The sequence below is a fragment of the Spirosoma oryzae genome (assembly GCF_003002825.1).
Lineage (GTDB): Bacteria > Bacteroidota > Bacteroidia > Cytophagales > Spirosomataceae > Spirosoma > Spirosoma oryzae.
The window spans coordinates 1-16,983 of sequence record NZ_PVTE01000032.1; the positions used below are offsets into that span (position 1 = coordinate 1).

The window sequence follows — 16,983 nt, forward strand, 5'->3', positions numbered from 1 at the left end:
TGGTCTCAGGGTGTTGAGTCAGGCAGTGGAGCGTTTTTATTTCATCAAACTAGGTTATGGACTCAATCCGAATTAAAACCCCTACAAGATTAGCCTGAAGGGGGAGCATTCCGCAAATGAAATGCACCCCCTTTAGGGGGCTGGGGGGTAGATGAACCGAAGGAAATTTACCTATTATCAGCGCTAAATTAAGAACTTAACGGCCCTGCCCTTTAGGGAATTTAGGGGTAGACCGCAATGACTATGTACTGACCATCTGTTTTCTGTACCGCCCCACACTGCAATGTCCGCTCCTGGCAACTATCCATCCGACGAGCTTCTCTGGGAAGCATTCAAACGGGGCGACCGGCTAGCGTTTCGGCAGATCATTGCGACCTATTATACCTCCCTCTTCCGATTCGGTTCGCGCTACAGCAAAAGCTCCGCCTTCGTTGAAGACTGCCTGCACGACCTGTTCGTGTACCTATGGGACCGGCGGGAGTACGTCGGCCCGACCAACTCCATTCGCAAATACCTGTTCACGTCGTTCCGGCACAAGTTGCTACTGGAACTGCAACGTACGCACCGGCGCGGCTGGGTCGACGAAGAAGAAGCCCAGGACGTCGCACCCGATCAAACCATCGAAGACTTTTTTGTTTACATCGAAACAGAGCAGCTGTCGGCACAAAAGATCAAGTGCCTGATCGATCTGTTACCGCAACGTCAGCAGGAAGCCTTGTATCTGCGCTACTACGAAAGCATGGACATCGACCAGATTGCGCATGTTATGAATATCAATCGACAGTCGGTTTCCAATCATCTGCACAAGGCGCTTTCCTTTTTGCGGGAGAGTTGGTAAGAAAATGTCAAAAAAATCTTGAAAAGGTAGGGTATCAGCGACGAACTGGCTCATTATACCAGTACAGCTGCCCGCAAATAGTCCTTTTCAATGAAATCATTTGACCATTCTGATCTACATGATTTTCTAGGTGACCCGTCTTTTCGCGACTGGGTATACGGACGGGCTACCCCCGACGAGGACGACTGGTGGCAGTTGTACACGATGCGTCACCCGGAAAAAGCAGCCTTGCTGGGACAGGCCCGGGAAACGCTGCTGGCTCTTGAACAAACAACGGTTCTGCCTGATACCGACCGGATCGATAGCGCCATCGACAACATCATGGCGGCTACCGAACCCACGCTGTCGCCGGATTCCGTTGCCCACACAACCTGGCAAACGGGTTGGGCCGTAGCGGCCACACTGCTGCTACTCCTGCTGGCCGGCTGGGGCTGGCACCTCAATCAGCAACGGCCCGTAACGGTTTACAAAGCATTGGTTGCCGATGCTGCGGTTCCGATGCAGGAAGTGCACAACGACGGGCCGAAAAGCCGGCTGGTTTTGCTGGCCGACGGCAGTTCGGTCGTTCTGCAGCCCGACAGCCGGATCAGCTACCCCACCAATTTTACGGCGCAGCGGAATCGCGAGGTATACCTGACCGGCGAAGCTTTTTTTGAAGTCGCCAAGAATCCGCATCGTCCCTTCCTGGTCTATGCGGATAAGCTTATTACCAAAGTGCTGGGCACCAGTTTTACCGTGCGCGCTATGGACAAAGAAGCTGTCGAGGTACTGGTAAAAACGGGTCGGGTGTCGGTGTTCACGCATGATGACGAACAGCGAACCGATAAAGTGGCGTCGCTGCAACTGACAGGGCTGGTATTGGCCCCGAATCAGCAGGTTCATTTCAACCGTGCAGATGGTCATTTGATGCGTACGCTGGTCGACTCACCCGCCCGACTCGACATGGTCATTCAGCGACCGGTCTTCGACTTCAACAATACCCCCGTCAGTGCTGTGTTCGACGCGCTGACTAACGCTTATGGTGTCGAAATCATTTACGATGCCGACGTCATGAAGAACTGCTATCTGACAGCCTCGCTGGACGACGAGCCGCTCTTCGAGAAACTGAACATGATCTGCCGAACGCTCGATGCTCAGTACGAGCAGATGGACGGCAAGCTCATCATTTCCAGCAAAGGTTGCCCCTAAAACTACTTAACACCAACGCGACATCTATGGTATAAAAAAAGAACTAGATCCAATAAAAAAGAGTCAGCCGTGCGCCAACACAACTGACTCCTAAGTAACTCCCCCACAGCTTTCTACCACAAAAGCACCCCCATTGCCGGGGTAAGGGAATTTTTTTGCCGTTCTGAACCGACAATTATTTCAAAAGTATGACAAATCGAATACAAATGCAGCATCGGCTGCTCAGATTCATGCGAATAAGCTGCTCTCTGTTTCTGGTCGTGACGGCCTTCGCCACCGTTGTTCGGGCGAGTGATGGCTACGGTCAGGAATTACTCAATCGGCGTGTCAGCCTCGACCTGACTAACCGGTCGCTGGAACAGGCGATCAGTCAGTTGGGGAAGCAGGCCGATGTGAAGTTCATGTACAACCCACGCATCTTCGGCGCGCAACGGGTGCAGTCGATCGCCATCACCAACGAAAAACTTTCGACCGTACTCGATCGCCTGCTTGCTCCCGCGCAGATCGGCTATGAGATCGATGGGAAAACGATTATCCTGAAACGAGTCGCCACCGCAACCCCCACGGTTGTCAGCCCAAACGGCGAAAAACCCGTCCCGCCCATTACCGTCACGGGCCGGGTTCTCGATGAAAACGGCGTGGGTCTACCCGGCGCGACGGTACTGGTGAAGGGTACGGCGAATCTCGGTACGGCCACTGACGCCGAAGGTCGCTATTCGCTCAATGTTCCCGACGGCAACGGTACGCTGGTTATCTCGTCGATCAGCTATACCGCGCAGGAAGTGCCGATCAATAACCGGACAACTATCCCGGACGTGCGGCTGGTGTCCGACGTCAAATCGCTCAACGAAGTGGTTGTCGTCGGCTACGGTACGCAGCGCAAGAAAGATCTGACGGGCGCAGTGGCCGTGGTCAACGTGGCGGAATTGCAGCAGCAACCAACCGCGCAGATCACCAATCAGTTGCAGGGCCGGGCATCGGGGGTAACCGTGCTGGGTTCAGGACAGCCGGGCGAAGCGCCACAGGTCCGCATCCGGGGGCTGAACACGTTCGGCAACAACCAGCCGCTGTACGTGGTCGACGGCGTACCGACGCAGAATATCAACGACATCAACCCCAACGATGTCGCGTCGATGCAGGTACTGAAAGACGCTGGTTCGGCGTCGATCTACGGATCGCGGGCCGCCAACGGGGTCATCATCATCACGACACGACGCGGTACGGGCAAGGTAAAGGTGCAGTATGATGCCTACTACGGTGTACAGATGCCGAAAGGCGGGAATGTCTGGAACCTGCTGAACCCGCAGGAAACGGCGCAGCTGAAGTTCAACGCGCTACGCAACGCCAACCCGAATGCGGTTATCAACGATCCTCTATACGGCAGCGGAGCAACGCCGACACTTCCCGATTACATCGTACCACAGGGCGCTAAAGAAGGTGACCCATCGGTCGATCCGTCGCGGTACAACGTAAACCCGAACTACACCAGCGCCGAGCAGTACAACGCTTTCTACCGGATTACGCGGGCCAACAAGACGGGCACCGACTGGTTTCACGAGATCTTCAAACCGGCACCGATCACCAGCCATAACCTGGCCGTCAGTGGTGGAGGTCCGCAGGGCAACTACCTGTTCTCGTTCAACTATTTCAACCAGCAGGGTACGCTGATCAATACCTACCTGAAACGGTATACGATTCGCTCGAATAGTCAGTACAATATCCGCGAGAACATCCGGGTGGGTGAAAATCTGGCCTTTTCGGTGACCGATAACCCACGGATCAACGCGCTACAGGAAGGTAGCGCCATCGGTATGGCGTTCCGGGAACAGCCGATTATTCCGGTCTACGACATTGCCGGCAACTACGCGGGTGGCTTCGGCCAGGGACTGGGTAATGCGACGAACCCGGTCGCCGTTCAGCAGCGGACCCGCAACAACAAGGGACTCAGCAACCGGCTCTTCGGAAATATGTACGCCGAAGTCGACTTCCTGAAAGATTTCACGGCGCGCAGTAGTTTCGGAGGTGAACTGTTCATGGGCAACTTCAACACGTTCGCCTATCCGACCTACGAGAACCAGGAAAACACGACGACGAACGCGTACACCGAAAACACGTACAGCGGCAACAACTGGACCTGGACCAACACGGTGCAATACCAGCACAACTTCAACAACACGCACGACCTGAAAGTACTGGTCGGTACGGAAGCGTACCAGAACCGGGGCCGGAACGTGGGGGGCACCACCCAGAACTACTTCTCGTTCGACCCTAATTTCACCAACCTGTCGACGGGTTCGGGAACGCCGACCAACTACAGCAACCGCTATTCCGACGCGCTCTTCTCGCTGATCGGTCGGGTCGATTACAACCTGAAAGACAAGTACCTGTTCGGCGCAACGATCCGGCGCGACGGTTCGTCCCGCTTCCTGAATTACCAGTACGGCTGGTTCCCGGCGGTGAGTGCAGGCTGGCGTATTTCGCAGGAGTCGTTCATGGGTGGCCTGACCTGGCTCAATGACCTGAAAATTCGCGGAGGGTACGGCGTTATGGGTAATCAGCTGAACGTCGATCCGGCGAATGCCTACACGACCTACGGTGGCGACCGGACCTCGTCGTACTACGCTATCACCGGCTCGAATTCGACGAACGCACTGGGCTTCCAGCGGACGCGCATCGGTAACCCGGATGCCCGCTGGGAGAAAAACATCAACGCCAACATCGGTTTCGACGCCAGCCTGTGGAAAGGCAAGCTGGACCTGACGGTCGATTACTACAACAAAGAAGTACGCGATCTGCTGTATACGCTCGAACTGGCCGGTACGGCGGGGCTGGGAACGCCCCCGGCGATCAACATTGCCAAGATGCGTAACCAGGGTCTCGACATCGCAGCGTCCAGCACCGTCGACGTATCGAGCGACCTTCGCCTGACGGGTACGCTGACGTTCACGACCTACAACAACAAGATCGTGTCGCTGGCTGAAGGTGTCGATTACTTCGATCAGGAAGGACGCCGGTTCAACGGGAGCAACATCGTACGGAACGCGGTTGGCCACTCGATCGGGCAGTTCTATGGTTATAAAACGGCGGGCTTCTGGAATTCGCAGGAAGAAATCAACGCAGCGAATTCACAGGCGCAACAGGCCACCGGTAACGCGTCGGCCGTGTACCAGAACGACGTAGCCGTGGGCCGCTTCCGCTATGCCGACGTCAACGGCGATGGCCGTATCACTGACGCCGACCGGACATACCTCGGCAATCCAAACCCGAAATTCAGCTACGGCCTGAACCTGGGCGCGACCTATAAGAAGTTCGATTTCAGCATCTTCTTCTACGGTACGCAGGGGAACGATATCTGGAATAACGTCCGCTGGTGGACCGATTTCAACGCCAACTTCCAGGGGGCCAAAAGCCAGACGGCACTGTATAATTCTTGGACACCCGAAAACCGCGACGCGAAAGCGCCGATTCAGGAAACGGTGGGTTCGTTCAGTTCGGCCAACGTGCCAAACTCGTATTTCGTCGAGAACGGCTCGTACCTGCGGGCGAAAAACGCGCAGATTGGCTACACGCTACCCGCCAGCACGCTGAAACAGGTGGGTATCGACCGGATGCGGGTGTACGTACAGGCAGCTAACCTCTTTACCATCACCAAATACTCCGGTCTCGATCCCGAAATCGGCACGACGGCCAACACCAACAACAGCTCGGGTGGTAGCCTTAACCAGTCCTATTCGACCAGCACGTCGTTCGGTATCGATGAGGGCGTTTACCCCAACCAGCGCCAGTTTCTGTTCGGCCTGAATGTCACATTCTAATGTCAGTATACGGTTTTCGGTATACGGTGTACAGTGCTGGTCGTTGCCTGCCAACTACTGAAAACCGAAAACCGTGTACCGAAAACCTTAAACCAATAGCTAAATGAAACTACCTCATTATATACTGGCGATGCTGGCGTTTACCACGACTGGCTTAACGCTCGACGCTTGTACGAATAGTCTGGACATTCCGGCGCAGGGTGCCCTGAGCGATCAGGTACTAGCTACACAAAGCGGTGTCGATGCGCTGCTGACGGGGGCGTACGCAGCGCTCGACGGACAGTACAACAACGGTTCGGCACTCAACCTGGCCGGGGGTAATGCCTGGGAAGCCTCGCCCAGTAACTGGACCTACGGCAGTATTGCCGGGGGCGACGCCCACAAGGGAAGCGACGGTAGCGACCAACCCGCCATCGACGCGATTGCTAAGTTCACGGCCGATCCTAGCAACGGCTATTTCAACAGCAAATGGCGGACGGTCTACGAAGGCGTCAACCGGGCTAACTCGACCCTACGTCTGCTGGCGGCCGCAACGACGATCTCCGATGCCAACCGAACCAGCTTTGCCGCGCAGGCCCGCTTCCTGCGCGGTCACTACTATTTCGAGTTGAAGAAGATGTTTAACCGGGTGCCCTGGATCGACGAAACCATCGAAACGGCTGCTGCCAGTGCACAACCCAACACCGAAGACATCTGGGCACGCATCGAAGCCGACTTCCAGTATGCCTACGACAACCTGCCCGCTACACAGTCGGACCTGGGCCGGGTCAACAAATGGGCTGCGGCTTCGTATCTGGCCAGAACCTATATGTACGAAAAGAAGTACAGCCAGGCCAAAACGCTGTATGACCTGATTACAACGCAGGGCGTTACGACCAGTGGGCTGAAATACGCGCTGACCAGCCGATTCCACGATAATTTCGACGCGGCTGCGGAGAACAATTCGGAAGCCGTATTTGCGATTCAGATGGTGGCCAACGACGGCACGAACACAATTGCCAGCGCCAATCAGGGCGACATGCTCAACTTCCCGTATGGCAACAGCCCTTTCCGCTGCTGCGGCTTCTTCCAGCCATCGCAGGACCTGGCCAACTCGTACCGTACCGACGCAACGGGCTTGCCCTATGTCGACACGTACAATAGCTACCCCGTGAAAAACGATCAGGGTGTCGCGTCGAATCAGGCGTTTACACCCGACGCCGGCAACCTCGATCCGCGCATCGACTGGACCATCGGCCGGCGGGGACTGCCTTACCTCGACTGGGGGCTACATCCCGGTGCCGACTGGATTCGGAGCCCGGGCCAGACCTACGCGGGTCCGTATTCGCCGAAGAAAAACATCTACATGCAGGCGACACAGGCACAGTATTCCGATCAGCATTCGTGGGCACCGGGTACGGCCATCAACTACAACGTTATCCGCTACGCCGACGTATTGCTGATGGCCGCCGAAGCCGAAGCACAACTGGGTAATCTGGAACAGGCGCAGACCTACGTCAACCTTGTACGGGCACGGGCTGCAAACCCGGTCAACTTCGTCTACCAGTATACCAACAATAGCAACCCACTGGCCGGTAATTCAAGCACGCCAGCGGCCAACTATACGGTAGCGGCTTACCCAACCGGCCGGTTTGCCAGCCTGGGCAAAGACGGTGCGCTACGGGCTGTTTATTTCGAACGAAAGCTCGAACTGGCCATGGAAGGTCACCGCTTCTTTGACCTGGTGCGCTGGGGAACAGCCGAAGCAACGCTGAACAACTACTTCACCTACGAAAGCACGATCACGACCGACATCCGGGGTGGCCGGTTCGTAACGGGTCGCAGCGAGTACTTCCCGATTCCACAGCGTCAGATCGACCTGAGCCGTTCGGGTGGTACTTCATCACTAACGCAAAACCCCGGTTACAATTAAGGTGTAGCCCGGTTGTGTAGCCCAGACCCGCTCCGGCGGCCCGGTCCTGGTCTGGTGGGCGCGACAGCGACCAACAAGGCTGCCGCCTGGCGTAATTGGCCTGACGGCCACCAGACCTAGAGGTCTGGGCTACATTACCGCAACGAGACAGCCACCGTACTGTCTCGTTGCCTTTTTTACACCCTACCCTTCATGACCAAATCATCCGCGCTATCTACCGTCGTCTTACTGTACTGGTTACTGGCAACAGGCTGTCAGTCGGGAAGCGAAACGGCAACGACACTAACCGGCGAACCGGCGATCACCGAAGGCGAAGCACTTGCCAAACAGTACTGCGGTTCCTGCCACCTGCCCGTTTCACCGGCTATGCTCGACAAGACAACCTGGCATAATCAGGTCCTGCCGGCCATGGCACCCAGGCTGGGTATGGAAGTCTGGCAGAAAACGCATTACTACCGGCCTGCAAACGCCAGCATTTCGCAGGCCGACTGGGAAAAACTACAGGCTTATTACGAAACGTTAGCCCCCGACAGTCTGGCTATAGCCTCAACCCAACCGTCGCCCAGCAACGACTGGGCAGTTTTCTCGATGCTGAAACCAGCGCAACCCGCTGTCGATCTCGCCACGACTACGATGGTGGCGTTTGACTCAGCGAATCAGCAGGTCTACTCCAGTAATGAAACCGATGCGGGTTTATATCGTTGGAACAGCAAGCTGACAGCAGAACGACTGCGGACACTTCCCTCCCCCGGCGTGCAGGCGCGTTTCATTGAGAACAAAGGGCAACCCGCCCATCTGGTATTAACCTGCATCGGCACCATGCTGGCTGTCGATCGTTCGGCCGGTGAGTTGCTCGAACTCGACCCAAATAAGTCCAACAGACCCACCGTATTGGGCCAGCAACTCCCCCGCCCCATCGAATCGACACCGGGCGATTTCAACCGCGACGGGCTAACGGACTGGCTCGTCTGTGGGTTCGGCCATGATACAGGGGGTTTGTACCTGCTTCAGCACCGGCCCAACCATCAGTTCAGCAAACAGGTTATTCGAAACGTTGCCGGGGCTACACAGGTCATCACCGGCGATTTCAATCACGACGGCTGGCTCGACTTCATGGCGCTGTTTGCGCATGCCGACGAAGGCATCTGGCTGTTCACCAATGACCGGCAAGGTGGTTTTACCGAACATAATCTGTTGCGCTTTCCGCCCGTCTACGGCTCAACCAGTTTTCAGCTTGTCGACATGAACCGTGATGGACGGCTCGACATTCTGTACACCGCCGGCGACAACAGCGACTACTCCCGCATCCTTAAGCCATACCACGGCATCTACGTCTTCCTGAACGACGGCCACAACCAGTACAAACAGCAGGCGTTTTTGCCACTAAACGGTTGCACAAAGGCAATGGCCGCCGATTTCGACCGGGATGGTGACCTGGACATTGCCGCGATTGCGTTCTTCGCCGACCTGGGTCAATCGTCACCACAGACATTCACCTATTACGAAGGCAAATCAGCAACAACCTTCCAGCCACACCTGATCCCGATTAGTCAGTACGGTCGGTGGATTTGTATGGACGTCAACGACTGGGACCACGACGGCGATCCGGACATTGTACTGGGAAACTTCAGCCGGGGCTTTCTCAATTCGCCCGCCTACCACCCTACCTTCGATAGTCATTTGCCACTGCTGGTCCTGCAAAACAAGACGCGCTAAGTACCCACGGAACCCGCGCTGCCGTTATCTTTACACAGACCGAGCACGGGTTTTCCTATGACCGACCAGCCTCCTATTCCTTTCGTTAAAGGCGTCCCTTTCCTGGGTAGTACATTTGCTTTTCTGCACAACCCACTTGGCTTTCTGCGCCGACTACAGAAACAATACGGCGATCAGCGGTTGGTCCGTATTCAGCTAGGCCGACGGACGGTGACGGTACTGCTAAAGCCCGAAGAAGCCAAGTATGTGCTTCAGGAAAACAACCGCAACTACGGGCGGGGTCGGTCGTATAAGGTGCTGCGCGAATTTCTGGGCGACGGCCTGCTGACAACCGACGGCGACTACTGGCGTCGGCAGCGCCGATTAGCACAGCCGGCTTTTCACCGGCAGAAGCTGGCTGTGCTGGCCGACACCATGATCGACGAAGCCGTCGCCTGGACCGGGCGGCTACAGGCGCAGGATCGTACCCGACCAGTCGACGTATCGACCGTTCTGACCGACGTTACGTTGCGCATCGTTACCAAAACCCTGTTTGGTTCCGGGCTGGGCAACCAGACGGCCAGCCTGTCGCAGGCGCTCAACGAGTTGAATCACATCATTAGCCAGACGGTGCTTAACCCGATACGGTTGCCCAGCTGGTTTCCCTCCCCCGCCAACCAGGCCTACGAGAAAGCGTCGAAACAGGTGAACGACCTGATCACGGGCATTATTCAAACCCGCCGGCAGGATGCTACGCCCCACGACGATCTGCTCGACATGCTACTGCGGGCCACCGACGAAGAAACGGGTGAAGGCATGACCGACGCGCAATTGTTGAGCGAGCTGATTACACTGTTCACGGCGGGCCACGAAACAACGGCAACGTCGATGGCCTGGACACTTTACCTATTGGCAACCCACCCCGACGTCCAAACCCGCGCCCGCACGGAAGCGCAGCAGACGCTCGGCACCCGTACGCGCTTTTCGGCCGACGACCTGCGTACCATGCCATACCTGTCGCAGGTCATCAACGAGTCGTTACGGCTCTACCCGCCGGCCTGGGCCATGAGTCGCCTGTCGCTGGGGCCCGATACGCTGGGCGTTTATTCGTTGGCAGCCGATGAAGGCGTGTTGGTTAGTCCGTACATTCTGCACCACGACCCCGCCAGCTGGCCAAACCCCGACCAGTTCGACCCGGACCGCTTTGCGCCGGAACGGGCTGCCGGGCGGCACAGCTACGCCTTTCTTCCGTTTGGCGGTGGCCCCCGACTCTGTATCGGTAATCAGTTTGCACTCCTGGAAATGACGGCGCTGCTGGGTCAGTTACTAACCATGTTTGACCTGACTTCGGCCGATACCACAGCCGCACAACCAAGCCCGCTCATCACGCTTCGCTCGAAGCAGCCCATTCGGCTTTATCTACGTAATTTGACGATTTAAGCACCCTATACGTCGGCAAATTATACTTTACGAAGAAGTTTGTTTAACCACCGTTCCACGAAAGCGCATAAACAGACGAGTATCAGCCAGTGGGGGAAACGTACGACTGCCGCGCGTGAAACAAAGTTATATTTTTCGAAGACCCCCTTGACATTGTGGTAAGCATACCCAAACTTAGATAGTCCATTGATGTTCTGTTTCAATTCACTTAAAAGGCGACACAATGAGACTAAAAATGCACGCCGTGCGGTTCACGGCAGACCAGAGCCTGTACGATTTTATCCAGGCTAAGCTCAATAAGCTTGACACGTTTCACGATCACATCGTCAGCGGGGAGGTATTTCTCAAACTGGAGGGAGCCGATTCTAACAAGGTAAAAGAAAAGATTATCGAAGTCCGGCTGATGCTGCCGGGTAAAGAGATCTTCGTCAAAGAACACGACAAAAGCTTCGAGTCCGCAACAGATCGGGTACTCGAAGTCCTGAAAGATAAATTGGTTCGCTGTAAAGAAAAACGCAACGACTTTTCGAGTCAGGCGATCGTCGACGAAAAAGCGCGTATGCAGGCGGACGAGGCTGTGGAAGCCGACGAGTACTAGGTTTACGATTTTCGGTGTACAGTTTACGGTGACGCCACTTGTGTCATTCACCCTGAGCCATGTACCGAACCTCACCAAAAGCAGAAAGCCATCCCGAACAGGATGGCTTTCTGCTTTCTAGCGTATTGGCTTACAAGCCAAATGACTCTTTTACCTTATCGACGAAATCAAGTTTCTCCCAGGTAAACAGTTCAACTTCAACCTGCTTGGCGTTGCCGTTCGAACCGAACGTCTTCGTCACAACTTCGTTCTTACGCCCCATGTGGCCATAAGCCGCCGTTTCCGAATAGATCGGGTTCCGCAGCTTCAGCCGTTGCTCGATTGCGTACGGACGCATGTCGAAGATCGCTGCGATTTTCTCCGCGATAGCTCCGTCGTTCATATCGACTTTCGCCGTTCCGTACGTATTGACGTACAGACCGCATGGCTTGGCTACACCGATAGCGTACGATACCTGCACCAATACCTGATCGCACAGACCAGCCGCTACCATGTTTTTCGCAATATGGCGCGTGGCATAGGCCGCCGACCGGTCGACTTTCGAGGGATCTTTGCCCGAGAAAGCACCACCGCCGTGTGCACCTTTACCACCGTACGTATCCACAATGATTTTCCGACCCGTCAGCCCCGTATCGCCGTGCGGTCCACCGATCACGAACTTACCCGTTGGGTTGATATAGTACGTGATGTTCTCGTCGAACAGGCCGTGCAGTTCAGGCTTCAGCTTTGCCTTCACGCGGGGGATAACGATGTTGATAACGTCTTCCCGAATCTTGGCCAGCATCGTTTCGTCGTCGGCGAAATCGTCGTGCTGCGTCGACACGACAATCGTATCGATGCGGATCGGCTGATCGTCGTCAGAATACTCGATCGTCACCTGCGATTTAGCATCCGGCCGCAGGTACGGCATCAGGTCAGACTCGTTGTTACGGATATACGACATCTCCCGCAGAATGGCGTGCGCCAGATCCAGCGGCAGGGGCATGTAGTTGTCGGTTTCGTTGGTAGCGTAACCGAACATCATACCCTGGTCACCAGCGCCCTGCGCGTTAGCCAGCGTTTCGAAATCATTATTTTCTACCTTCCGGTCAACCCCCTGATTGATGTCAGCCGACTGATCATGCAGCGCCGAGAAGACCCCGCAGGAGTTAGCTTCGAACATGTATTCGCTTTTGGTATAGCCAATTTTGCGAATTACCTCGCGAGCAATTTTCTGCACGTCGAGATATGTATCGGTCTTGATTTCACCGGCTAGTACGACCTGTCCAGTCGTTACCAGTGTCTCACAGGCTACCTTACTGGAAGGGTCAAAAGCGAGGAAGTTATCAATCAGCGCGTCGGAAATCTGGTCGGCTACCTTATCGGGGTGCCCTTCAGATACAGACTCGGAAGTGAATAAGTATGGCATTGCGCTTTACAGGCTTGTTTTTAGAGCGCAAAGCTACGCCTTATTTAAAAAGGGCCAAATAAATAACGGCAACGAGTAACCTAAGCTACAAGTCGCGCTGTTGGTGAATACGTTGTGCCTGATCGCGTGCCCGCTTTAGCCGCATCTTTATCGCACTGACGCTTACCTGATGCTCGTCGGCCAGCACACCAATGTCCTTCCCACCCAGGTAGCGCTCCCGTAGAATTCGTTCGTCGCGCCCGGGCAGTTGATTCAGTGTTTGTTCAGCATGGTGCCAACGATCGTCCAGCGACGCACTGTCTGACCCTTGCAGGTGATGGTTTTCATGCAGATCAGCATCGCAGAATAGCGTATGCCGACGCAGGTCGCGCTGCTGCCGAACGGTGAAACAATGGTTACGAGTGAGGGTGTAAAGCCAGGTCGAAAAGCTGGCTTCCTGTCGAAATCCACCCAGCCGTCGGAACACCTTGACGAATACTTCCTGAGTTTGGTCCTGCGCTTCGGTTATGTCTTCCAGATAGCGAATACAGGACTGGTACACCTTGCGGTTGTAACGGCAGTAAAGCTCGGCGAAATCAGTCGGTTCCTGCGACTGCACAAAACGCCTTACCAATTCTTCGTCAGTGAAGTTGTTTTTCATGGTCAATAACGTAGCACCGGTCAGCAAGAAAGACTTACTGACCAACTTGATTCTTTATGGGTTGAATGCAATGCGTACGTTACCGCGTGAGGCATGTAAGGATAAATAACTGCCAGTTAGTTTAACATGAACAAGGGCAACTATTCACCTATCGGGCAACATGAATAGGACTACACTTTACGTATATGGTAACAGCAGTATGGGCTAAAAATAATTCGTCAGTATGTATACTCTTTGTAATCAACCGCTTACTATCAACGGGCAACAAATTTGCGCCGTAGCACCTGTATCATCGCGACCAGAAAAGGACGCGTTGGCATGGTCGTAAACAGTCGTAGTTCGTCCGGAAACGTTGTGTCTTCGTCGAGAAAACGAAACACCCGGACAGGATTACGCGCGTAGATACGGGTAAACAATGCATCGGCGGGATACCGGTTATTTTCCAGCACGTTTAGAAAAATACTGTCGTACAAGGCGAACCGTCGTTTAAGCCACGGTACGCGCCGGACTGGTTTTCCCGTCTTTGCTATGTTGTCGACAAGCTCGCGCAGGTATCGCTGCGTACGACTAAACGTATAGCCAGTTGAGGGTTTGGTGTAGCCACCCGCTGTACCAATCCGGATGATGTGTTCCGACGGCGTTTCGGTCGTCGTTACATCCGACATGGGAATAACGCCGGTTTCTACGTCCGTGATCTGGTACGCCCCTGTGTCGATGTGCTGACTCAGGTAGTGGCGCAGGGCATACTCATATTCATCGCTGCTTAGCAGCCGCTGGTTAAATAGCGTGAATTCGACCAGTGCCCGGTTTTCGTCAAAGGGTAACACGTAGACAAACCGGCAGTCGTCGTGCTGATCGGTCCGAAAATCCATAATTATCGGCACGGCCGGATCAAAACAGGGGCGCTCCGTTTCGACAAACCAGCCTTTGAAATGCTGCAACAGGTTATGGTTTTCGGGCTGATCGAGCGTTAGCTGATACGTACTATCGAACACGTAATCAGCCAGATACGGCTCATCATCGGCAATAACGAATCCACCCTGTGGGGTATCCTTGATGCGATTGATGGTAGCCTGTTTCCGCTCAATGTTTGGAAACTGCGTTAGTTGCTGCTCAACGAAGGTGTAAAAATCGATCCCGCGCAGCATCTTGTACCGATAGTCGCCCATCCCCAGCCGACCTGTGTACCCCGGTCCGTAGAAAGCTGCGGTATCCCAGCACTGAAACAGTATCGGCTCAAACGGACCCGCTCCTTTTTCCCAGAAACACCAGGTTCGGTCGTTCCGATTTTTCTGGTCACGTTCCAGAATAAGTATTGATCGATCCCGTAACAAAGAGCGTGTCAGGTAATAGGCCAGACTCAGGCCCGCCATGCCGCCCCCCGCGATGATGAAGTCGTATTTTTTCATGCACAAAAACAAAAGCCCGGACGCACCGTCCGGGCTTTTGTACGAAATAAGGTTGTGGTTGTCAGGTTTACAAACCGTTACCTAGACATTTACGTGCTTTTCGGCGTGATAACTTGAGCGGACCAGTGGCCCCGACTCTACGTATTTCAGCCCGCGCCGGAGGCCTTCCTCCCGGTACATCGCAAACGTATCGGGGTGAATCCATTCGATCACCTCGTGGTGCATCTTGGTGGGTTGCAGGTATTGGCCCAGCGTCAGCACGTCCAGACCGTTGGCGGCCAGATCGTCCATTGCCTTGAATACTTCGTCGTGCGTTTCGCCCAGCCCCAGCATAATGCCCGATTTGGTCCGCTGTCCATATGCTTTGGTGCGTCGAATCTGTTCCAGACTGCGTTCGTAGCGCGCCTGCGGACGCACACGCCGGTACAACCGCTCGACGGTTTCCATATTGTGCGAAACGACTTCCTGCCCGGCCGAAATCATCCGTTCGAGCGATTCCCAGTTTCCTTTCGTGTCGGGAATAAGCGTTTCGATGGTCGTCGTGGGCGACGCTTCCTTGATGAGCCGTACGGTTTGGTACCAGATTTCGGCACCCCGGTCCTTCAGCTCATCGCGGTTCACCGACGTAATCACCGCGTGCTTGACTTTCATCAGCACAATGGCTTCGGCAACACGCCGGGGCTCATCGGTGTCATATTCATTAGGTCGTCCGGTCGCAACGGCACAGAATGTGCAGCTGCGGGTGCAGACGTTACCCAGTATCATAAACGTAGCCGTACCGGCACCCCAGCATTCGCCCATGTTCGGGCAGTTGCCGCTCTCGCAGATGGTGTGCAGTTTGTGCTCATCGACCAGTTTCCGGACTTTGGCGTACTCCGGCCCGATAGGTAGCTTCACGCGTAGCCAGTCAGGACGTTTTTTTCGCTGTTGTTCGGAGGGTATTACGGGTAATTCGATCATATCTCCTCGTGCCTTTCCACAAAAATTCGTTTTGGCTCCGTAAAGTTCGTTTATGGCGCGTTGAGAAGAAAAGGAGTTTGGGAAGAAAGAGAAAAGACGACAGAAGAAAGATTGATTCTCACCAATGTCTTTCTTCTGTCGTCTTTTCTCTTTCTTCTTACCCTTACTTCCGACTGCCGAAAAACAGGGTGATATAGCCGGAGGTAAAGAATTGTCGGTTACCGTTTTCGCGGTTACCGCCGGGCGTTGTATCGGGAATGATGACGATTTTATTCGGGAACACTTCCGCCAGGAAGCCGATTTCTACGCCCGTCGTATTGTTTCGAAACGCACTCAGTTCAAAACTAAGCGCGGCTTTCACATTCAGCCCAACCGTAAATTTCGATTCACCAAATCCCTGAAAAAAGCCCCCCGGTCCGACAGGTGCCCCCGTCGCGCCCGGCTGCGACAACGACGCGTACGGCACCGACACCTGCCGGTTACCTTCCTGTACGTTGACGTAATAGGGCTTGATGATACCCAGCGTGGGACCGGCGGCTACGATACCGTTTACCGCGATACCCTCGTCGCCCGACCGCTGAAACAGTTTGACCTCCCGGCCGTACTGCCCCCTGACGGCGAACAGGTAGTTTTCCTTTCCTTCGATGTATCGCCCCGACGCGTAACCGCTGCTCGTCGCCAGTTCTTTCGGGTGTTTGACGTTGACGGCTTCGATGCTGAGGTAGCGTGCCTGTGGCAGACCAAACAGGTCGTCGGACAGTTGCTTCGACTGGCGAAACGATACCCCACCCAGAATACCCGAGTTGGTGTTTGTCGTTACGCCGAAGGTAGTCGTCCGCTGGTAATTCTCGTCTTCGGGATCGTTGGTCTGCGCCAGCACCTGGGTACTGCCCAGCCACCAGCTCATCAACAGTATGCCCAGTACCGTATAATGTGTTCGCATCGCTCTCTGATTCAGCACTAAAACTACCTTAATTTCTCTTAATCTCCAGCAAAATTCGACCTGCTCTAGCCTAACCCGATCCTGCTGCTTATGTTTAACGAAAAATAACCGGCGGCATGCCTGTGGCAGTCCCTGTT

12 protein-coding genes are annotated in these 16,983 nt (G+C 54.9%); 7 read left to right on the forward strand and 5 right to left on the reverse strand.

Translation table 11 applies throughout. The features are described from left to right. Positions 1–283: 283 nt before the first annotated feature. From CLV58_RS24390 to CLV58_RS24420, 7 genes are all read left to right on the forward strand, one after another. Positions 284–838, forward strand: a complete 555-nt coding sequence (locus tag CLV58_RS24390; protein WP_106140455.1) for an RNA polymerase sigma factor — start codon at positions 284–286, stop codon at positions 836–838. A 90-nt stretch (positions 839–928) separates the two neighbouring features. Further along, positions 929–2,026 (forward strand): FecR family protein, encoded by a 1,098-nt coding sequence (locus CLV58_RS24395; protein ID WP_106140456.1) that lies wholly within the window; start codon positions 929–931, stop codon positions 2,024–2,026. 188 nt (positions 2,027–2,214) lie between these two features. Further along, on the forward strand, positions 2,215–5,841 hold the full coding sequence (locus tag CLV58_RS24400) for a TonB-dependent receptor (protein ID WP_245882452.1): 3,627 nt from the start codon (positions 2,215–2,217) through the stop codon (positions 5,839–5,841). 103 nt (positions 5,842–5,944) lie between these two features. Continuing rightward, positions 5,945–7,753: a RagB/SusD family nutrient uptake outer membrane protein gene (locus CLV58_RS24405; protein ID WP_106140458.1), complete on the forward strand. Its 1,809-nt coding sequence runs from the start codon at positions 5,945–5,947 to the stop codon at positions 7,751–7,753. 192 nt (positions 7,754–7,945) lie between these two features. Then, positions 7,946–9,469, forward strand: a complete 1,524-nt coding sequence (locus CLV58_RS24410; RefSeq protein ID WP_106140459.1) for an FG-GAP repeat domain-containing protein — start codon at positions 7,946–7,948, stop codon at positions 9,467–9,469. Positions 9,470–9,526: 57 nt separating this feature from the next. Next, on the forward strand, positions 9,527–10,888 hold the full coding sequence (locus CLV58_RS24415) for a cytochrome P450 (RefSeq protein WP_106140460.1): 1,362 nt from the start codon (positions 9,527–9,529) through the stop codon (positions 10,886–10,888). Between the two features lie 223 nt (positions 10,889–11,111). Next, positions 11,112–11,486 carry an HPF/RaiA family ribosome-associated protein gene (locus CLV58_RS24420; RefSeq protein WP_106140461.1) on the forward strand — a complete coding sequence of 125 codons (375 nt, stop codon included), beginning with the start codon at positions 11,112–11,114 and terminating at the stop codon, positions 11,484–11,486. A 130-nt stretch (positions 11,487–11,616) separates the two neighbouring features. Here the strand turns inward: CLV58_RS24420 and metK are convergent, their stop codons facing one another. From metK to CLV58_RS24445, 5 genes are all read right to left on the reverse strand, one after another. Beyond that, a complete protein-coding gene (metK, locus tag CLV58_RS24425; protein WP_106140462.1) occupies positions 11,617–12,894 on the reverse strand; it encodes a methionine adenosyltransferase in 1,278 nt (425 codons plus the stop codon). A gap of 85 nt (positions 12,895–12,979) precedes the next feature. After that, on the reverse strand, positions 12,980–13,534 hold the full coding sequence (locus CLV58_RS24430; protein ID WP_146141535.1) for an RNA polymerase sigma factor: 555 nt from the start codon (positions 13,532–13,534) through the stop codon (positions 12,980–12,982). Between the two features lie 254 nt (positions 13,535–13,788). Continuing rightward, positions 13,789–14,943, reverse strand: coding sequence for a lycopene cyclase family protein (locus tag CLV58_RS24435; RefSeq protein WP_106140464.1), 1,155 nt, complete (start codon positions 14,941–14,943; stop codon positions 13,789–13,791). An 81-nt stretch (positions 14,944–15,024) separates the two neighbouring features. After that, positions 15,025–15,903, reverse strand: a complete 879-nt coding sequence (gene lipA / locus CLV58_RS24440; protein ID WP_106140465.1) for a lipoyl synthase — start codon at positions 15,901–15,903, stop codon at positions 15,025–15,027. 163 nt (positions 15,904–16,066) lie between these two features. Beyond that, entirely contained in the window at positions 16,067–16,846 is a 780-nt protein-coding gene (locus CLV58_RS24445; RefSeq protein ID WP_106140466.1) for a hypothetical protein, read from the reverse strand. Between the last annotated feature and the right edge of the window lie 137 nt (positions 16,847–16,983).